At 64.8% G+C, this 17,971-nt stretch carries 17 protein-coding genes; 12 read left to right on the top strand and 5 right to left on the bottom strand.

The genetic code is table 11. The features are described 5' to 3' along the window. Positions 1–30: 30 nt before the first annotated feature. Complete coding sequence (locus I6F38_RS10975) at positions 31–240, bottom strand: hypothetical protein (protein WP_225160322.1); 210 nt, start codon at positions 238–240, stop codon at positions 31–33. A gap of 427 nt (positions 241–667) precedes the next feature. Between I6F38_RS10975 and glsA the strand changes: the two genes are divergently transcribed. From glsA to I6F38_RS10955, 4 genes are all read left to right on the top strand, one after another. Then, positions 668–1,666, top strand: a complete 999-nt coding sequence (gene glsA / locus I6F38_RS10970) for a glutaminase A (RefSeq protein WP_225160321.1) — start codon at positions 668–670, stop codon at positions 1,664–1,666. A 58-nt stretch (positions 1,667–1,724) separates the two neighbouring features. Then, positions 1,725–3,389 carry an MFS transporter gene (locus tag I6F38_RS10965; protein ID WP_225160320.1) on the top strand — a complete coding sequence of 555 codons (1,665 nt, stop codon included), beginning with the start codon at positions 1,725–1,727 and terminating at the stop codon, positions 3,387–3,389. Between the two features lie 433 nt (positions 3,390–3,822). After that, positions 3,823–4,386 carry an HdeD family acid-resistance protein gene (locus I6F38_RS10960; RefSeq protein WP_212056747.1) on the top strand — a complete coding sequence of 188 codons (564 nt, stop codon included), beginning with the start codon at positions 3,823–3,825 and terminating at the stop codon, positions 4,384–4,386. A gap of 112 nt (positions 4,387–4,498) precedes the next feature. Further along, the gene (locus I6F38_RS10955) at positions 4,499–5,860 is read left to right on the top strand and encodes an amidohydrolase family protein (RefSeq protein WP_225160319.1); all 1,362 of its coding nucleotides are present in this window, start codon (positions 4,499–4,501) and stop codon (positions 5,858–5,860) included. A 114-nt stretch (positions 5,861–5,974) separates the two neighbouring features. Here the strand turns inward: I6F38_RS10955 and I6F38_RS10950 are convergent, their stop codons facing one another. Next, positions 5,975–6,430, bottom strand: coding sequence for a hypothetical protein (locus I6F38_RS10950; RefSeq protein ID WP_225160318.1), 456 nt, complete (start codon positions 6,428–6,430; stop codon positions 5,975–5,977). 70 nt (positions 6,431–6,500) lie between these two features. Between I6F38_RS10950 and I6F38_RS10945 the strand changes: the two genes are divergently transcribed. From I6F38_RS10945 to I6F38_RS10925, 5 genes are all read left to right on the top strand, one after another. Then, positions 6,501–7,286: an ATP12 family protein gene (locus tag I6F38_RS10945; RefSeq protein ID WP_225160317.1), complete on the top strand. Its 786-nt coding sequence runs from the start codon at positions 6,501–6,503 to the stop codon at positions 7,284–7,286. Positions 7,287–7,350: 64 nt separating this feature from the next. Further along, on the top strand, positions 7,351–8,934 hold the full coding sequence (locus tag I6F38_RS10940) for a flagellar hook-length control protein FliK (RefSeq protein ID WP_225160316.1): 1,584 nt from the start codon (positions 7,351–7,353) through the stop codon (positions 8,932–8,934). Further along, positions 8,931–9,194, top strand: coding sequence for an EscU/YscU/HrcU family type III secretion system export apparatus switch protein (locus tag I6F38_RS10935; protein WP_225160315.1), 264 nt, complete (start codon positions 8,931–8,933; stop codon positions 9,192–9,194). The genes I6F38_RS10940 and I6F38_RS10935 overlap by 4 nt, the downstream gene beginning before the upstream one ends. Positions 9,195–9,325: 131 nt before the next feature. Next, entirely contained in the window at positions 9,326–10,138 is an 813-nt protein-coding gene (gene blaOXA, locus I6F38_RS10930) for a class D beta-lactamase (protein ID WP_225160314.1), read from the top strand. A gap of 80 nt (positions 10,139–10,218) precedes the next feature. Beyond that, the gene (locus I6F38_RS10925; RefSeq protein WP_225160313.1) at positions 10,219–10,875 is read left to right on the top strand and encodes a carboxymuconolactone decarboxylase family protein; all 657 of its coding nucleotides are present in this window, start codon (positions 10,219–10,221) and stop codon (positions 10,873–10,875) included. A gap of 233 nt (positions 10,876–11,108) precedes the next feature. Here the strand turns inward: I6F38_RS10925 and I6F38_RS10920 are convergent, their stop codons facing one another. Beyond that, on the bottom strand, positions 11,109–12,482 hold the full coding sequence (locus I6F38_RS10920; protein WP_225160312.1) for a PLP-dependent aminotransferase family protein: 1,374 nt from the start codon (positions 12,480–12,482) through the stop codon (positions 11,109–11,111). 334 nt (positions 12,483–12,816) lie between these two features. Between I6F38_RS10920 and I6F38_RS10915 the strand changes: the two genes are divergently transcribed. Further along, the gene (locus tag I6F38_RS10915; RefSeq protein ID WP_225160311.1) at positions 12,817–13,680 is read left to right on the top strand and encodes a DMT family transporter; all 864 of its coding nucleotides are present in this window, start codon (positions 12,817–12,819) and stop codon (positions 13,678–13,680) included. A gap of 144 nt (positions 13,681–13,824) precedes the next feature. Here the strand turns inward: I6F38_RS10915 and I6F38_RS10910 are convergent, their stop codons facing one another. Beyond that, positions 13,825–14,241, bottom strand: coding sequence for a DUF4260 domain-containing protein (locus I6F38_RS10910; RefSeq protein WP_225160310.1), 417 nt, complete (start codon positions 14,239–14,241; stop codon positions 13,825–13,827). Positions 14,242–14,401: 160 nt separating this feature from the next. Between I6F38_RS10910 and I6F38_RS10905 the strand changes: the two genes are divergently transcribed. Further along, complete coding sequence (locus I6F38_RS10905) at positions 14,402–15,934, top strand: acyl-CoA carboxylase subunit beta (RefSeq protein WP_225160309.1); 1,533 nt, start codon at positions 14,402–14,404, stop codon at positions 15,932–15,934. A 241-nt stretch (positions 15,935–16,175) separates the two neighbouring features. Here I6F38_RS10905 and I6F38_RS10900 read toward each other — a convergent pair whose 3' ends face one another. Beyond that, positions 16,176–17,246: a serine hydrolase gene (locus I6F38_RS10900; RefSeq protein ID WP_225160308.1), complete on the bottom strand. Its 1,071-nt coding sequence runs from the start codon at positions 17,244–17,246 to the stop codon at positions 16,176–16,178. A gap of 122 nt (positions 17,247–17,368) precedes the next feature. Between I6F38_RS10900 and I6F38_RS10895 the strand changes: the two genes are divergently transcribed. After that, a complete protein-coding gene (locus I6F38_RS10895) occupies positions 17,369–17,716 on the top strand; it encodes a hypothetical protein (protein ID WP_225160307.1) in 348 nt (115 codons plus the stop codon). Positions 17,717–17,971 lie beyond the last annotated feature (255 nt).

Below are 17,971 nucleotides of genomic sequence, written 5' to 3'. Positions count from 1 at the left end.
CAGGGCTGTCGAATTTGCGGATCTGTCTGGCTATCCAAACGGACCGCTTTGATTTCGTCTCATGATCTTGAGCGTGAGCAGCGCCGCCCCGAGCACAAGAAACAGGACACCGACGACAATTGTGCTTGTCGATTCGAATGTCACACCGACTGCTGTCAGCAAGCAGCCGACAAGGATAGCAATAAGCCCACCAAGCTTCTTTACCAACAGAAGCTGTCCGTCGCTTGCGCGCGCCACCATGATCAACCTCACTCTGTAAGTGATGCGGTCATTCCACCGTCGCCGCGGGCCGGTGTTGCTTGGACAAGCGGCGGGCTCACATCCGCACACGATGATCGTACTCTCGCGTGCCAATCATGGAAATCGCTCGTTGCTGCCATGATGACTTCTCTTTTGATTCAATTGCGCCGCGGGTGATTGGACAATCTTGCTTACCTAGCCGCGCCGAAACGTCGCATGACTATATCGAATGTGCATCGCGCAACGGCGCTGCGATTCCGCGATACGCAATGCGTTCAGCGCATTTGTCGTAAAGTGTTCTGGACCAACGCAAGCATTGCAAAGGCTGCGCAGGTGGGTCGTTGACTCCCTGGTTTTTTGGGTGCCTACTTCTGGTTGCCGACTAGAAGACCTGAAGCAATAAGGTCGAAATCCGGAAGGACAGCCAATGCGGCCGCCTTCGATCGCGGAACAAGCGGAGCGGCCCTACATCTCGACCGGGCACTTGCCCGAACCCGAGATGGTGCAGGAGCTCGTGTCTCAAGCGCATCAGCGCTTCAAGTCGAACAGCGAAGGGACCAATTCGCAGGTTTATCCGGCCCTGGCCAGGGTGCCGAGTGAACTGTTCGGCGTCTGCGTGGCCGGTACCAGCGGACGTGTCTACGGCGCGGGCGATACCGAATACGAATTCTCGATCATGAGTGTATCGAAGCCATTCGTATTCGCATTGGTGTGCGAGGCGATCGGCCCTGAAGAGGCTCGTGCAAAACTGGGCGCGAACGCGACCGGGCTGCCGTTCAATTCACTGGCGGCGATCGAGCATGGAGCCGGACGCACCAACCCGATGGTGAACGCAGGCGCGATCGCGACCACAAGCCTCGTGCCGGGCTCGAGCGCTGACGAGCAATGGCAGTTCATCCATGACGGTCTCTCGCGCTTCGCGGGCCGCAAGCTTTCGCTCAACGAGGAAGTCTACGCATCGGCATCCAAGACCAATTTTCGCAATCGAAGCATCGCGCGGTTGCTGGAGAGCTACGACCGGATCTATTGCGACGCCAGGCAGGCGACCGATCTCTACACCCGGCAGTGCTCGCTGAATGTGAGCGCCAGGGATCTCGCCGTGATGGGTGCGACGCTGGCCGATGGTGGCGTGAATCCGGTGACCCGGCAGCGGGTGGTCGATGCGGCCGTGTGCCACTATGCGTTGGCCGTCATGGTCACTGCCGGGCTGTACGAGACGTCGGGCGACTGGCTGTACGACATCGGTCTGCCCGGCAAAAGCGGCATTGGTGGAGGCATCGTCGCGGTGTCTCCGGGAAAGGGTGGTTTCGGCACTTTCGGGCCGCCACTGGATGCGGCCGGCAACAGCGTGCGAGGGCAGCTCGCCGCGAAGTTCCTGTCGCAAAGACTGGGCATGGATCTGTTCGTGTCCCAACCGGACGAGTGAACAAGAGGCACTGAAGATCGGTCGAGCTGTGGCCCGATCGATCGCAACGTCGGGCAGGTTGGAGGACGCGATGGCAACGCAAGCAATCTCGATCGGCGACATTCATCAGGAAGAGCGCGCATCATGGGTGCCCATGGTCGCGATTGCGTTCGGCCAGATGATCATGTCGTTCAACGTCGCGTCGTTGCCGGTTGCGATGGGGGGAATGGTGGCCAGCTTCGGCGTACCGCCGACCACGGTCGCAACCGGAATCGTGGCTTATTCGATGCTTGTGGCCGGGTTCGTGATGCTTGGCGCGAAGCTCGCCCAAAGGTTCGGGGCGGTGCAGGTATTTCGTGCTGCCGTCGTGCTTTTCCTGATAGCGCAGATTGCGATGACGTTCAGCCCCACGGCCTCCGTCATGATTTCCGCTCAGGCGCTTTGCGGCGCTGCGGGCGCGGTGATCGTGCCCTCGCTCGTCGCGCTGATTGCCGAGAATTATGCCGGACGCCAGCAGGCGACGGCCCTTGGCGCGTTGGGCTCGGCGCGGGCTGCCGCCGGCGTGCTGGCATTTGTCGTCGGCGGGTTGCTCGGCACCTATATCGGCTGGCGCCCCGCGTTTGGAGTTCTCATCGTTGCCTCGGCGATCGCTTTCGCTCTGAGTTTCCGCCTGCGGCCGGACCGCGGTCGCGCGGATGTCCAGATCGACCTGATCGGCGTCGCCCTGGCAGCGAGCGCAATCATTTTCATCAGCTTCGGATTCAATAATCTGAACGGTTGGGGGGTGATCCTTGCGACCCCCAACGCGCCGTTTGACTTGCTGGGCGTCTCGCCGGCGCCGATCCTGATTGTGCTCGGCATCGTGCTCGGGCAGGCATTCCTGATGTGGACGCATCGGCAGCAGGCCGCGGGGAAGACGCCCCTGCTGGCGTTGGAGGTGCTCGACTCGCCGGAGGAGAGGTGTGCGGTCTACGCGCTGTTCGCGGTTGTGGCGCTCGAGGCCGCGCTGAACTTCACGGTGCCGCTCTACATCCAGATCGTGCAGGGACGCTCGCCAATTGCCACAGCGATCGCGATGATGCCGTTCAATCTGACCGTTTTCCTCTCGGCGATGATGATCGTCAATCTCTACGACAAGCTGACGCCTCGCCAGATCGGACGCTTCGGCTTTGGCCTCTGTACCGTCGCGTTGTTATGGCTCGCGTTCGTCGTGCGCAACGACTGGAGCGAGATTCCCGTTCTGCTCGGACTGGTGCTGTTCGGCATTGGCCAGGGCTCGCTGGTGACACTGCTGTTCAACGTTCTGGTCACGGCCTCACCCAAGGCGTTGGCGGGGGATGTCGGGTCTTTGCGCGGAACCACGCAGAATCTGGCGGCTGCCGTTGGCACCGCGGTGGCTGGAGCTCTGCTGGTCGGTCTTTTGAGCACGATTGCGCTCGGCAGGATCGCGGCCAGTCCGGTGCTGACCAAGGAGCTTCAGAGCCAGGTTGACCTCGGCAACATCACCTTCGTCAGCAATGACCGGCTGCGCAGTGTGCTCGAAGGTACGAGCGGTACGCCGCAGCAGGTCGAGGAAGCCGTCCGGGTCAACACCGAAGCGCGCCTGCGCGCTTTGAAGATCGGATTGTTGATCATGGCCGGCCTCGCACTGCTTGCGGTCATTCCCGCGGGAGGGCTGCCGAATTATCGGCCAGGCGAAATACCGGACGACGGAGCGACCGGCGAGCGCGAGCGATCGGCCTGATCGTATGTTGGCCGCCTCCGGGCAAGAAGGTCTCTGCAATAGCGAGATGCCAGATATGGATGAACTCGATCGTCGGATCGTGCTCCGGAGAATGCTCAGCGGCGTCGCAGCCGCTGGTCTCGGAACCGGCTTGCTGACGCAGGCGGCCAAGGCGCTGGCAGTCGCCCCCGAAGCTGCCCTCGTCGCGAAGACGGGTGATCCCGAGCGGCCGCTTCATATGGTCGTCGCCCGGCCGCCACCGCGCCCGCGTCCTCCGCCACCGCGCCGCCGCTGGCATCGCCGACGCCGCTGGACCTGTTGGTGGCACAGAGGTCGCCGCCGCTGCGGATGGCGCTGGTGACGGCAGGCACAAGCTTCGGCAGCTCGAGTGGCCCGGTTGCGCGGCCTGGAATGCGCGACCGGGCCATGGCTGCCTGGGATCAAGGAGGACGACATGGCTACCTATGAGAACAGCTCCACGATGCTCCGCGGCCTGCCTGGCCCGCCGTTATGGGTCTGCGTTCTGCTGGGCCTCGTCATGATCGCCGCGGGCCTTCTGGTCCTGGGAGATGTCGTGCTTTTCACCGTGATCAGCGCCATCTTTATCGGCTGGACCGCCATCGTTGCCGGCGGGTTCGAAATCCTGCACGCCTTCTGGACCAAGGGCTGGGGTGGATTCGTATGGCAGCTTCTGCTCGGGGTGCTCTACCTTGCCTGCGGAATCGTCCTGCTCAGCCAACCGGTGGCGAGCGCGCTGCTCCTGACCTATGCCCTCGGTCTCATGCTTTTAGTCTCCGGGATTGTGCGCATGCTGGTCGGCATCGGCCATTGGCAGCAGTCCGGCTGGATCATGCTGGCATCCGGGCTGTTTGGCGTTCTGGCCGGCCTCATCATTCTGACGGGATTTCCGGCGACCGGGCTGTGGGTGCTCGGGCTGCTGCTGGGGATCGATCTGCTGTCTCATGGCATCGGATGGCTGAGTTACGCTTTACAGCCTGCCGCCAGAGCGGCTCAATAGGCCGTCGATCCTCCAGGGAGCAGCAGAACTCTCATTAATCGTCTGAAATCAAGTCGGCTCCTCGCGACATCAATGACGGTCTCGCGCGATGCGCCATCGGCGGAGAGTGGACATGTCAGGTTTGAGGAAGGGCGTGAGAGTTTCGGCGCTGGTTGCGTCGATTGTGATGAGCCTCGTCGCCTTGTTGCCCGCGCAAGCTCAGCAGGATGGTGGCGTGCTGTTTCAGAACGTGCGCATTTTCGATGGCAGAAATGACGCGCTGTCCGGGCCGTCCAATGTGCTGATCCGGAACAACAAGATCGAGAAGATTTCGACTGCGGCGATCACGGCCGACGCTCAGGTGATTGCCGGCGACGGACGGGTGCTGATGCCGGGGCTGATCGACGCGCACTGGCATGCAATGCTGGTACGCCCGACGCCGGCGGCCGTGATGGCCAGCGACATCGGTTACACCAATCTTCTTGCCGCCGCCGAGGCAACGGCCACCCTCATGCGCGGCTTCACCACCATTCGCGACATGGGCGGGCCGGCCTTCTCCCTCAAGCGGGCGATCGACGAAGGTCTCGTCGCCGGTCCCCGCATCTACCCATCCGGTGCCATGATCACCATCACCGGTGGCCATGGCGACTTCCGGCCGCTGTCCGATCTGCCCAGAACGATCGGCGGCATGCTCAGCCGCATGGAGAGGATAGGCGGCGCCATGGTCGCGGACAGCCCGGATGAAGTTCGCGTGCGCGCGCGCGAGCAGCTCATGCAGGGGGCTACGCAGGTCAAGCTCACGGCGGGCGGTGGGGTGGCGTCGCCGTTCAGCCCGCTCGATGTGTCCACGTTCACTGAACCGGAGTTGCGCGCCGCGGTCGAGGCTGCGGAGAACTGGGGTACTTATGCCGTCGTACACGCCTACACGCCGGTCGCGATCCAGCGATCGATCGCAGCGGGGGTCAAGTGTATCGAGCATGGTCATTTGATGGACGACGCGTCGGCCCGCCTGATGGCCGAGAAGGGAATTTGGCTGAGCACACAGCCCTTCCTCGATATGTCGGGCGCCAGCGCCCTTGGACCTGCGGAGCAGGACAAGATGCGGCAGGTTGTTGCCGGCACCGACAGGGTCTACGGCTTTGCGAAGAAGTACAAGTTGAAGACGGCATTCGGTACCGACGTCTTGTTCTCGAAGGCGCTTGCTGACCGGCAAGGAGCCATGCTGACGACCCTCACGCGATGGTACACGCCGGCTGAAGCGCTCATCATGGCGACATCGACGAATGCCGAATTGCTCAGTCTGTCCGGGCTTCGAAACCCATATCCAGGCAAGCTGGGCGTGGTGGAGGAAGGTGCGCTCGCCGACCTTCTGCTGGTCGACGGCAATCCAATCGACAACATCAAGCTGATAGAGGATCCGGCGAAGAACTTCCTGGTCATCATGAAAGATGGGAAGGTCTACAAGAATCTTCTCGGTGGTGACCGGAACAGGTAGGCGGACATGGTCACAAGGCGGGCCAAGCGGCAGCATCAAAGCATCGGCTCGTAGCCGATATGGCTGCCGACGTGGCCGGTGGAGCAGCGATCGCCGGACGGGCAAGGCAGTCTACTACCGCCGAAACTGCGTCAGAAACGTCCGCAAGGAATCGTGCGGGCTCTCGACATCGGAAATCACCCAGCCGTCGGGACCGTTGACGACGATGAAGTTGAGCGTGACGGCGCGGCCTTCATTGTCGAATGTCACCGTCACGTCGGCCTTGTCGAACTGCCGGCGCGGGATTGCGATCGAGATCGGGCCGAGCCGCCAGGTCGGGCTCTGCACCAGAAAATCGTAGGGCGCATCGTGCAGCGCGGTCCAGGCACCGCGCAGGGTGGGATCGAAGAATCGGCGAGCGGTTTCCTCGTCGCGCGGCAGGCCGTTGGAATATTCGGCGCTGCCTCGCCCATAATGGGCGTAGACGTTGCGGATCAGGGATTCCGGCGAACGGAACCCGGCGCAGGCTGTGGCGGCGGCGAAAACCGCCGCAACCAGCGAAAAACCCGCAAGGAATTTGCCGCGTCCCATCAGCTTTATTTGCCGTTGCCCCTGACATATCTTGCAGGGAAATCCCTTTGAACGAAAGCTACCCGGCGCGATGCGCGAACTTTTCGATGATGTCCCAGAACAATCTCCGTTCGATCCGCAGGAGGCGGTGCGGCGCCACATTCGCACGCCCCAGCGCAAGCGGTTCTACACCAGCGCCGGCGTCGCCGAGGCCGATGGCGGATTTTCGATCACCCTCGACGGCAAGCCGATCCGCTCGCCATCCGGCAAGCCGATCGCGGTGCCGACGCGGGCCATTGCGGACGCGGTGGCGGCGGAATGGAATGCGCAGGGCGAGACCATCGATCCCATGACCATGCCGCTGACGCGCCTTGCCAACAGCGTGATCGAGGGGGTGATCGATCGCGTCGACGAGGTCGCCGACGATGCGGCCAAGTTCCTCGGCAGCGACCTCTTGTTCTACCGCGCCGGCCATCCAGAGACGCTGGTGGCGCGCGAGGCCCAGCACTGGGATCCGATCCTGTTCTGGGCCGCCGACGCGCTCGGCGCCCATTTCGTGATGGCCGAGGGGGTGATGCATGTCGGCCAGCCCGAGCCTGCGATCAAGGCGGCGCGGGCGGCGTTCCCGACCGACCCATGGTCGGTCGCGGCGCTCCATGTGGTGACGACGCTGACAGGCTCGGCGCTGCTGGCGCTGGCGCTGGCGCATGGCGTACGCGACGAGGACCAGGTCTGGGCCGCCGCCCATGTCGACGAGGACTGGAACATCGAGAGATGGGGCGTCGACGAGGAGGTCGCCGCCCGCCGCGCCGCCCGCCAGCTCGATTTCAAGGCCGCCGCCGGCGTGCTCAGGGAGCTCAAGCCGGCTGCCGGTTAACGAGGGGTTTACGGCGCCGGGCTAGCCTGCGGCACGTTCCTCGCGCCTGGCCGAGATTTCCGACATGGCAATCGCCATCAATCCCGTGCTGCCGGTGCTCGCCTCGAAGGAGGCGGACAGCGTTGCGCCGGACCTCACGCTGGAGGCCGGCAGCGTCGTCAATGCGCAGGTGCTGAAGGTGCTGTCCGCCGATCTGGTGCGGATCGCGATCGCGAGCCTGTCGATCGACGTCCAGACCGAAGTGCCGCTGCAGCAGGGCCAGAACCTGCAGCTTGCGGTGTCGCAGACCAATGACGGCATCCGCCTGCAGCTGGTTGGGCCGGGCCCGGACACCGGCGATGCCGTACGGCTGTCGCCGGCGGCGGCCAACGCCACCGATGCCGCCCAGCCGGTCGCCACGGCACCGAAGGCGGTGCTGACGCAGCTGGAGCGCGTCACCATCACCGCGACGGCGCAGACCGCGGCGGCGGTGCAGGGCAGCCAGGCGCCGCTGTTCGCCAATCTGGCCGCGGTCGGCTCGGCCAATCTGCCGCCGAAGCTGCAAGCCGCGATCGCGCAGGTGCTGGCGCAACAGACCGACCTCGACGAGAATTTGAGCGGCGATGCGGTGAAGACCGGCTTGCAGAAATCCGGCCTGCTGTTCGAGGCGACGCTCGCTGCGGGTATGGCGCCGGCGAGCGGCAGTGCGCCCGACCTGAAGGCCGCGCTGATCGTGCTGCGCCAGGCGCTGGCCTCGCTTGGTACCGCTGATGCCGGCAGGCCCGCGTCCGCCACACCGCTCCAGCAACCGGCGCAGGCCAGCGCCGCGACGGTGCCGAGCCTCATGCCATCCGGCACGCCAGACCTCGACGTTCAGGAGATCCTGCTGCCGCAGGCCCGCCTGCCGGTCGCCGAGGATGTCAGCCGCGGCACCGCAGGGCTCGCAGGGGCGCTTGCGGATGCGCTCGATGCCGGCCCGTCCTCCGGCGGCGCGCTCAATCTCATTCAGGAAGCGCTGCACGAACTCGGCAATCCCGCACGGCAAGGCGCCGCGCCGAGGGAGATGCTGCCGGGCGAGGTGCCGGTACGCGGCAACACACCGCCACCGCCGTTTCACGGCGCGCTGCCGTCGGCGCAGGCCGTCGCCGAGCCGTCGATTGCCCCAAACACGCCGCTCGCGACCGCCGCGCATCGTCTGCTGGAAAACACCGACGCCGCGCTGGCGCGGCAGACGCTGCTGCAGGTCGCCTCGCTGCCGGACCGCGGCGACGCTGCGCGCCCGCAGCTCGACGCCATGCTGCCGCGCTGGAATTTCGAGATCCCGTTCCTGACCCCGCAGGGCACGGCGATGGCGCAGTTCGAGATTTCCCGCGACGGCGGCGGCAATGAGGTCGAAGCCGCCAAGCGGGTGTGGCGCGCGCGCTTCACGCTCGACGTCGAGCCGGCCGGGCCAGTGCACGCGCTGGTCTCGCTGAACGGCGAGCGCACCTCGGTGCGGATGTGGGCCGAGCGTCCTTCGACCGCCGCGCAATTGCGCGCCGGCGCGTCCGAGCTGAGCCAGGCGCTGACCAGGGCCGAGCTTACGCCCGGCGATATCGAGATCCGCGACGGCACCCCGCCGCAGCCTGCGCCCGCGCGCGCCGGCCATTTCCTGGATCGCGCATCATGAGCGAGGCCAACAACCAGCTCGCGGTCGCGCTGCATTACGACTACGCCGGCGCGCCGCGCGTGGTGGCGAAGGGCAAGGGCGCGATCGGCGCCAAGATCATTGAGGTCGCCAAGGCCAACGACATCCCGATCGAGGAGAACGAGGTGTTGGCCGGCGCGCTCTCCAATGTCGAGCTCGGCGACGAGATTCCGGCCGAGCTCTACAAGGCCGTCGCCGAGGTGCTGGTGTTCGTGCTGCGGATGTCGGGCCGGGCGCGGTAACGGGCGCGTTTTCGAGCGAAGTGGACACCGGTTCGCGTGAAGAAACGCGACAAACAAGTGAGTCTTATTGCCATCCTTTCACCACGATGGCATCAGCATCGTCGTCAATCCGAACCTGCCCAGGACTTGTCGTGATCCATCGCCGCCATGCGCTCGGCCTGCTTGCTGCCGCTACGATCCTGCCGTCGCGCAGCTTCGCCAATGTGTCCTACCAGCGCAGCGAGTTTCGCGAGGAGCTGCAAAAGCGGTTCTTCGAGCTCGGCACCGAGGGCACCTTCGTCGGCTACAAGGTCGAGGACTATCTGATCATCGCCAGCGACAAGGTCCGCTCGGGCGAGGGCAGGCTGCCGGCCTCGACCTTCAAGATCCCGAACGCGCTGATCGCGCTCGAGACCGGCGTGGTGCAGGACCCCGACAAGGACGTCTTCAAGTGGGACGGCACAACGCGCAGCATCGAGGCCTGGAACAAGGATCACACGCTGCGCTCCGCGCTCGCGGTGTCGGCGTTTCCGGTGTTCCAGGAGATCGCCCGCCGCATCGGCGAGGAGCGGATGAAGAAATATCTCGAGATCATCGACTACGGCAACCGCGACATCGGCGGCGGCATCGACCAGTTCTGGGTGACCGGCAATCTGCGGATCGATCCGGTGCAGCAGATCGATTTCCTCGACCGGCTGCGCCGCGGCGTGCTGCCGGTCGACAAGCGCAGCCAGCAGCTGGTGTGCGACATCCTCCCGGTGACGAAAGTCGGCGACGCCGTCATTCGCGCCAAGACCGGCCTCACCGACAAGGAGCACGGCTCGCTCGGCTGGCTGGTCGGCTGGGCCGAGAAGGGCACCGACATCACGGTGTTCGCGATGAACATGGACTGCAAGACGCAGGCGCAGATCGATGCGCGGATGAACGTCACGCAGCAATGCCTCACCGATATCGTCGCGCTGTGATGACCTGATCTGCGTGTTCATCGCTGGCTGGCGCTACGTAGCTCGACTAGCATCCTCCGATAAAATCAAGCGGAGGAATCATGCATTCAGCAACAGTCTGGCTCTTGTCGCTCACGCTGGCCGCGGCCGGCGGCTGGCTCGCAGCAACGGTGTTTTCGGCGCCGGCCACCAGCAAGGAGCCGCGCTTCCCGCAGCTCACGATGGAGCAGCTCAGCGATCTGCAAAAACCGCTCGGCGAGCAGATCATGAAGGTGTCGAGCGTCGGCATCGGTGGACCCTACAATCCGATGATCAGGAGCCCGGTGCTCGGCCAGCGCCTCTACGATCTGTTCTATTATCTGCGCTGGCAGACCTCGGTGCCGACACGGCTGAACGAGTTCGCGATCCTGATCATCGGCCGGCAGTGGCGCTCGCAGGTCGAATGGTTCGCGCACGCGCCGCTTGCCGCCAAGGCCGGCCTGCCGCCCGATGTCATCGCGGAGCTCAAGGCCGGCAATCGCCCGTCGAAGATGGCCGACGACGAGGCGGTGGTGTACGACTTCGTCACCGAGCTGACCACGACCAAGAAGGTCTCCGACGAGACCTATGCGCGCGCCAGGAAGATTTTCAACGATCAGCAGATCGTCGACCTCACCGCGGTCGCCGGCAATTACGTGATGGTGGCGATGATCCTGGCGATGGCGGAGGAGACCGTGCCGCCGGGCAAGGAGGAGCCGTTCAAGGTTGGTGAGAAGTAGGGGCGGCTGAGGCGGTTGTGCGCTCCGGCATCGGCTCCGCTTCACCTCGCCCCGCGTGCGGGGAGAGGTCGGAACGCATCACTAGATGCGTTCCGGGTGAGGGGGAGTCTCCGCAAGCGTGGCTATCACCGAATGCGCGGAGATAGCCCCTCACCCCAACCCTCTCCCCGTAAGAACGGGGCGAGGGAGCGCAGCGCCGTCGCGGTCGCTATTCAACCCAACCTCATCAATTGCTAACGCCCGATCGCCCGCTGCAAGGTCGGCATCAGCTTCGGGTCGCGGCATTGCGCGACGTTGAAGCGCATGAAGGCGGCGGCCGTCTGCGAGGCGCTGAACACGTTGCCGGGCGCCAGCACGACATTGTCCGCGAGCGCCAGCCGCGCCACGTCGGCGGAGTCGCACCCGTCGGGCAGATGGCACCACCGATAGAAGCCGCCGCGCGGCATCAGCCAGGGTGTGACGCCGATGCGCTGCAGTTTGTCGCCGACGTCGCGGCGGGCGCGGGCAAGGCGCCGGCGCAGCTCCTCGACATGCTTGCGATAGAAACCGCTCGACAGCACGCTGGCGATGATCTCGGTGGCGACCGCGCTGGGGCCGCCGAAACCGGTCGCGACCTGGAGATCGACGAGATCCTCGATCCAGTCCGCGCGCGCGGCGATGAAGCCGCAGCGCACCGATGCCGACAGCGTCTTGGAGAAGCTGCCGATCCGGATCACGCGGTTCAGGCCATCGAGCGCGGCGAGCCGCGCCGAAGGCTCCGGCTCGAAGTCCGCAAAGATGTCGTCCTCGACGACGGTGAGATCGTAGGCTGTGGCGGCATTCAGCACGCGGTGCGCGGTCTGCGGCGACAGCGTCGCACCGGTCGGATTATGCAGCGCCGAGTTGGTGACATAGAGCCGCGGCCGCTCGGCGGCCAGTGTCGCCTCGAAGCTCGCGACATCGGGCCCCGACGCCGTATAGGGCACGCTGACGATGCGCACCTGATGCGCGCGCAGCAGCGCCCGGAAATTGAAATAGCAGGGATCGTTGACCAGCACAGTGTCGCCCGGCCGCAGCAGGAAGCGGCAGACGAGGTCGATCGCCTGCGTGCCGGACGCGGTCAGCAAGAGCTGCTCGGGTGGCACCTCGAGGCCCTCGTCGGCAAACCGCGCCATCAGGATCCGACGCAGCGTGAGCGAGCCGCGTGTCGCGCCATAGTCGGAGAGCACGGCGTCGTCGGCCCGCGCGAGGCCGCGCAGCGCACGCCGCAACGCCTCTGTCGGCATCCACTCGGCGGGCAGCCAGCCGCAGCCGGGCTTGAGCGCGCCGGTCTCGGCATCGAGCGATTGCCGCGACACCCAGAACGGATCGACTGCGCGGTCGCGCTGCGGCTGGTCCTTTGCGAGCGCGAGCGGCGGCAGCGCCGTGGACGAGACATAGAAGCCGGAGCCGGGCCGGGCGCGGATCAGGCCCTCGGCCACCAGCCGGTCATAGGCCTCGACGACGGTGGAGGGCGAGACGCCCATGGTCGCGGCCAGGCCGCGGATCGAGGGCAGGCGGTCGTCGGCGACCAGCGCGCGGCTCGCCACCCTGGCGCGGATCGCGTTCATCACCTCGGTGGTCCGCATCGTCTTTGGCGCATCGGATTGCTGTTGCAAGTGTATGCCTACCTTTGCCCATACAGTTTTGCGATATTGTACTGATCTGTAGCTGCCTTGGCGAGCCTCCGCTGGCTATGGTCGGGGCGAGGTCGGACTCGGCTTCACCTCGCCCCGCCTGCGGGGAGAGGTCGGAACGCATCGCCAGATGCGTTCCGGGTGAGGGGGAGTCTCCACGGGTTCGGCCGTTACCGAGTATGCGGGGCGGCCCCTCACCCCAACCCTCTAAGAGCGAGCTTCGCTCGTCTCGGCCCCGCAAGAGCGGGACGAGGAGGCGCAGTTACGTTTTGGGAAGCAAAGTACGATGGACAAGGCTTCGATCGACGGCTGGGGCAGCGGCCTGCTCGGCGTGATTATCTTCAGCGGCTCGCTGCCGGCGACCCGCGTGGCCGTGGCAGGGTTCTCGCCGCTGTTTTTGACCTCGGCGCGGGCGGCGATCGCGGCGCTGCTCGGCGCCGCGCTGCTTGCGGCGCTGCGGCAGCCCTGGCCGCAGCGCAAGGATCTGGTGTCGCTGACCATCGTCGCACTCGGCGTCGTGATCGGCTTTCCGCTGCTCACCGCGCTCGCGCTCCAGCACATCACCTCGGCGCATTCGATCGTGTTCATCGGGCTGCTGCCGCTGTCGACCGCCGTGTTCGGCGTGCTGCGCGGCGGCGAGCGGCCGCAGCCGCTGTTCTGGCTGTTCTCCTGCATCGGCAGCGCGACGGTCGGCGCGTTCGCCTTGTCGAGCGGCGGATCGGCGTCGCTGACCGGCGACCTCCTGATGGTCGCCGCCATCATCGTCTGCGGCCTCGGCTATGCCGAGGGGGCTGCGCTGTCGCGGCGGCTCGGCGGCTGGCAGGTGATCTCCTGGGCGCTGGTGCTGTCGGCGCCGGTGGTGCTCCTGATGACGATCATGACTCTGCCGCCGAGCTGGCAGGGCATCGGCGCGCCGGCCTGGCTCGGGCTCGCCTATGTCTCGATCTTCAGCATGCTGGTCGGCTTCGTGTTCTGGTATCGCGGGCTTGCGATCGGCGGCATCGCCAGCGTCGGCCAATTGCAGCTGCTGCAACCGTTCTTCGGCCTCGCGCTGGCCGGCCTGTTGCTGCACGAGCAGGTGCCGTGGTCGATGATCGTGGCGACCATGCTCGTCGTCGTCTGCGTGGTGTTCGCGCGCCGCTTTGCTTGACGTCTGTCTCTCCTCACGGTGAGGAGCGCGGAACGCGCGTCTCGAACCATGAGGCCACAGGCGGGCCTGCATCCTTCGAGACGCCAGCAATCGACGCGCACGCTGTCAATTTGACCGGCCGTGCGTGACGTCAGGAAGCGGGCGCTAGGTGGGCTCTTGCGCTTTCCCGATCCGCCCGAGATGGGTGAAGCCAAAGCCCTTGGAATATTTCAGCCCGTAGCCGAGCGCGCGGTCGATCCCGATATGGGCGAGCCAGATCATCGCGATCGACAGCACCAGCGGCGCCGCGGCGGCAAAGCCCAGCGTCATCAGCGCGACCGGCGCCAGATAGCTGTGGGCGGCGTTGTAGACGATGGCGCCGACCCGCGGGCCGGCGAGATAGGCCGCGAAACTCAAATCCGGCACCAGGAACAGCAGGACATAGACCAGCCACGAGCCCTCCCATTGGGCATAGAGCACGGTCATGCCGAGGAACAGCACGAGGCCCTCCAGCCGGAGCAGGGTGCGCACCCCGCCGGTCGGTGCGCCGGTCTCGACCGTGGCCGTGCTCGTGTCGGTCATCGCTATCTCCCCAGATATCGGAAAATCCTACCGTTTTTGCGCCCGAACCCGTCCACAACCGCCTTTCCGGTTCCGAAATGGCCGTGCTAAGCCATTTCCGAACGAAGCGGACCTCGGCTCGCGCCGGGACGCGGACTGTAGCTAACACGGGCGGAAACAAATGAAAGATATCCTCGATACCCTCGAAGAGCGGCGCGCCGGCGCCAAGCTGGGCGGCGGCGAAAAGCGCATCGAGGCGCAGCACGCCCGCGGCAAGCTGACCGCCCGCGAGCGGATCGAGCTCCTGCTGGACAAGGGCTCGTTCGAGGAATTCGACATGTTCGTCGAGCACCGCTCGATCGAATTCGGCATGGAGAAGACCAGAATCCCCGGCGACGGCGTCGTCACCGGCTGGGGCACGGTCAACGGCCGCAAGACGTTTGTCTTTGCCAAGGATTTTACGGTCTTCGGCGGCTCGCTCTCCGAAACCCACGCGCTGAAGATCACGAAACTTCAGGACATGGCGATGAAGGCGAGGGCGCCGATCATCGGTCTCTATGACGCCGGCGGCGCCCGCATCCAGGAGGGCGTCGCGGCGCTCGCGGGCTATTCCTACGTGTTCCGCCGCAACGTGCAGGCTTCGGGCGTGATCCCGCAGATCTCCGTCATCATGGGCCCCTGTGCTGGCGGCGACGTCTATTCGCCCGCGATGACCGACTTCATCTTCATGGTGAAGAACACCAGCTACATGTTCGTCACCGGCCCCGACGTGGTGAAGACCGTCACCAACGAGGTGGTGACGGCGGAGGAACTCGGCGGCGCCTCGGTGCACGCGACGCGCTCCTCGATCGCCGACGGCGCGTTCGAGAATGACGTCGACGCGCTGCTGCAGATGCGCCGCCTGATCGACTTCCTGCCCTCGAACAACAGCGACGGCGTGCCGGAATGGCCGAGCTTCGACGATATCGGGCGGGTCGACATGTCCCTGGACACGCTGATCCCCGACAATCCGAACAAGCCCTACGACATGAAGGAATTGATCCTCAAGGTCGTCGACGAGGGCGACTTCTTCGAGATCTCGGAGACCTTTGCGAAAAACATCGTCACCGGCTTCGGCCGCATCGCCGGCCGCACCGTCGGCTTCGTCGCCAACCAGCCGATGGTGCTGGCGGGCGTGCTTGACAGCGACGCCTCACGCAAGGCCGCGCGCTTCGTTCGGTTCTGCGATGCGTTCAACATCCCGATCGTCACTTTCGTCGACGTGCCGGGCTTCCTGCCGGGCACCGCGCAGGAATATGGCGGCCTGATCAAGCACGGCGCCAAGTTGCTGTTCGCATACTCGCAGTGCACGGTGCCGCTTGTTACCATCATCACCCGCAAGGCCTATGGCGGCGCCTTCGACGTCATGGCGTCAAAGGAAATCGGCGCCGACATGAACTACGCCTGGCCGACCGCGCAGATCGCCGTGATGGGCGCCAAGGGCGCGGTCGAGATCATCTTCCGCGCTGACATCGGCGACCCCGACAAGATCGCCGCGCGCACCAAGGAATACGAAGACCGCTTTCTGTCCCCCTTCATCGCAGCCGAGCGCGGCTACATCGACGACGTCATCATGCCGCATTCGACAAGGCGCCGCATCGCGCGGGCGCTTGCAATGCTGAAGGACAAGAAGATCGAAATCCCCGCGAAGAAGCACGACAATCTGCCGTTGTAAGGAGAGCGTAGGGTGGGTTAGCGCAAGCGTAACCCACCATCTTCGCATGTGCGTCTCGCTTTGTTGTTCTTGTTGTCGTCATTCCGGGGCGCGCGTGAGCGCGAACCCGGAATCTCGAGGTTCCAGGGGCGTACGATCCGTGGCGGGTTGCGGCTTCCGCCTTCGCTCGCTGCGCTACGCGGACGCAGTCGCGTAACCGGCCCTGCGAACAGAGAGCTGAGCTCAGCCCCATTCCAACCCTTTACGCTGAAAGGGGCGGACAGTCCGTCACGGCAGGCAGAACAAACTGGTTGAGGATGGCGTTTGAGATGGCTTCGTGGTCGAAGGCGTTCACGACGACCACCAGATCGAGCCCGGGCACGATGAAAAGGCGTTGGCCGCCGCTGCCGTACGCGGCGATCCAGATCAGGTCGTGACCGTTCAGCAAGGAACGGCCAAGCCACCAGTGATAACCATAGTAGACGGCCACGTGCCCGCCGGCGTTAACGCGGGGCTTCGTCGACTCGGCGATCCACGAGGCGGGGACGACCTGTCTGCCGTTCCAGCGCCCATCATCCGTGACGAGTTGGCCAAGCTTGGCGAGGTCGCGCGGCCGCAGCCGCAATCCGGCAAACGCCGCGAGTTCGGCACTGCCCGTAAAAGTCAGCCATTCGACATCCGTGATGCCGAGCGGCTCGAACAGCTGCTCCTTGGCATAGACATCGATGCTTTGGCCGACGGCTTTGGCAAGAGCCGCTGCGAGCAGGCTGGTGGCGCCGCCGCTATAGTTGAACGATACGCCGGGCGGGAGCGCCATCCGCTGTTGCAGAACATAGCGGTAGGGATCTTTCGCTTCGAGCAGATGCCGTTCGTTGTTCGCCTGACTGTTCCAGCCGCGCGCTTCATCCCACCGAAGACCGTGCGACATGGTGAGCAGGTGCCGGAACGTGATGCGAGCGTTCCTCGTCGTACGAAGATCGGCATATTCGGGGAAATAGTCGATAACAGCGGAATCGAGCGGCGGAAATTGTCCCTCGCTGATCGCCAAGCCGATCAGAAGTGAGGTTACGCTCTTCGAGATGGAGCGGATGTCGTGCTTCGTTTCCGGCGAAAATTGAACCGGTGCCGACCACTCCATCCACCGCCGCTCCCGGCCGGCGAAATAGCGCTCGAACACAAGCTTGCCGCGCCGTACGATGACAACGGCGTGAACGTTGCGCTTGGGCCATTGTTTGAGAAACGCGTCGAGTCCGGAGAGGCTTTCGGCATCGAAGCCGACCTCGGCGGGATCCGCAGCGACCCATCCGTCGTCGAGCGTTGAACAGGCTAACATTTGATTTGAGTCCGAATCGGATGACCAAGAGCTAGCGCGCGCCTGAAGCGTAGCGATTTCTTGCGAAAATGAACACGGCGGGTTACGGCTTCCGCCTGACCCGCCCTACAGGTTCGAACCTGATGTCCGAAAACGAGCCGACCGACGAGATTTCCGAGATCGAGGCGCAGATCGAGGAGCTTGCCGAGAGCGCCGAGCGCTCCCGGCGGATCATTCTCGGCTCGAAGGTTGCGATCGCAGGCGGGTTCGCGTTGCTGGCCGTCGCGCTGCTCGGGCTGCTGGGCGCCGGTCAGACCGCGGCACTCGGATCGATCGCGCTGGTGCTCGGCGGCATCGTGTCGCTCGGATCGAATGTCAGCACACTGCGGCAGACCGAGGCTGCGATCAGCACCGCCGAGGCGCGCCGTGCGCGGCTGATCGGCAACATCGACCTGCGGCTGGTTCACGACGCGCCGCTGAAGCTGATGTGAGGCGCGGCGGGCGCGCAAAGCGGCGCCACAAACTCAGTGTTGTCCTGGCGAAAGCCAGGACCCATTACCCCAAATCTCAATTGTTGCGCGACGCTGGGGCCACGATCCCGTTCATGATCAAATGCTGTGGTTGATGGTGTGGACGGCCCCCTACGGCATCAGTGTGCCAGAATGAGGTTGTCTAGATCTCATACAAGGGAGCCGTCCGTGAACCAGATTATCCGCATTGGGATTGATACGTCGAAGTATATTTTT

It is taken from the genome of Bradyrhizobium sp. BRP56 (assembly GCF_020194035.1).
Lineage (GTDB): Bacteria > Pseudomonadota > Alphaproteobacteria > Rhizobiales > Xanthobacteraceae > Bradyrhizobium > Bradyrhizobium australafricanum.
The sequence above is the reverse complement of the archived record's forward strand: the minus strand, read 5'-3'. Positions and strand labels throughout refer to the sequence as shown.

Bases quoted from the DNA above. Each gene is read 5' to 3' on its own strand.
- I6F38_RS10975 (WP_225160322.1), bottom strand. From the start codon at position 240: ATGGTGGCGCGCGCAAGCGACGGACAGCTTCTGTTGGTAAAGAAGCTT.
- glsA (WP_225160321.1), top strand. From the start codon at position 668: ATGCGGCCGCCTTCGATCGCGGAACAAGCGGAGCGGCCCTACATCTCG.
- I6F38_RS10960 (WP_212056747.1), top strand. From the start codon at position 3,823: ATGGCTACCTATGAGAACAGCTCCACGATGCTCCGCGGCCTGCCTGGC.
- I6F38_RS10955 (WP_225160319.1), top strand. From the start codon at position 4,499: ATGTCAGGTTTGAGGAAGGGCGTGAGAGTTTCGGCGCTGGTTGCGTCG.
- I6F38_RS10950 (WP_225160318.1), bottom strand. From the start codon at position 6,430: ATGGGACGCGGCAAATTCCTTGCGGGTTTTTCGCTGGTTGCGGCGGTT.
- I6F38_RS10945 (WP_225160317.1), top strand. From the start codon at position 6,501: ATGCGCGAACTTTTCGATGATGTCCCAGAACAATCTCCGTTCGATCCG.
- I6F38_RS10940 (WP_225160316.1), top strand. From the start codon at position 7,351: ATGGCAATCGCCATCAATCCCGTGCTGCCGGTGCTCGCCTCGAAGGAG.
- I6F38_RS10935 (WP_225160315.1), top strand. From the start codon at position 8,931: ATGAGCGAGGCCAACAACCAGCTCGCGGTCGCGCTGCATTACGACTAC.
- I6F38_RS10925 (WP_225160313.1), top strand. From the start codon at position 10,219: ATGCATTCAGCAACAGTCTGGCTCTTGTCGCTCACGCTGGCCGCGGCC.
- I6F38_RS10920 (WP_225160312.1), bottom strand. From the start codon at position 12,482: ATGCGGACCACCGAGGTGATGAACGCGATCCGCGCCAGGGTGGCGAGC.
- I6F38_RS10915 (WP_225160311.1), top strand. From the start codon at position 12,817: ATGGACAAGGCTTCGATCGACGGCTGGGGCAGCGGCCTGCTCGGCGTG.
- I6F38_RS10910 (WP_225160310.1), bottom strand. From the start codon at position 14,241: ATGACCGACACGAGCACGGCCACGGTCGAGACCGGCGCACCGACCGGC.
- I6F38_RS10905 (WP_225160309.1), top strand. From the start codon at position 14,402: ATGAAAGATATCCTCGATACCCTCGAAGAGCGGCGCGCCGGCGCCAAG.
- I6F38_RS10900 (WP_225160308.1), bottom strand. From the start codon at position 17,246: ATGTTAGCCTGTTCAACGCTCGACGACGGATGGGTCGCTGCGGATCCC.
- I6F38_RS10895 (WP_225160307.1), top strand. From the start codon at position 17,369: ATGTCCGAAAACGAGCCGACCGACGAGATTTCCGAGATCGAGGCGCAG.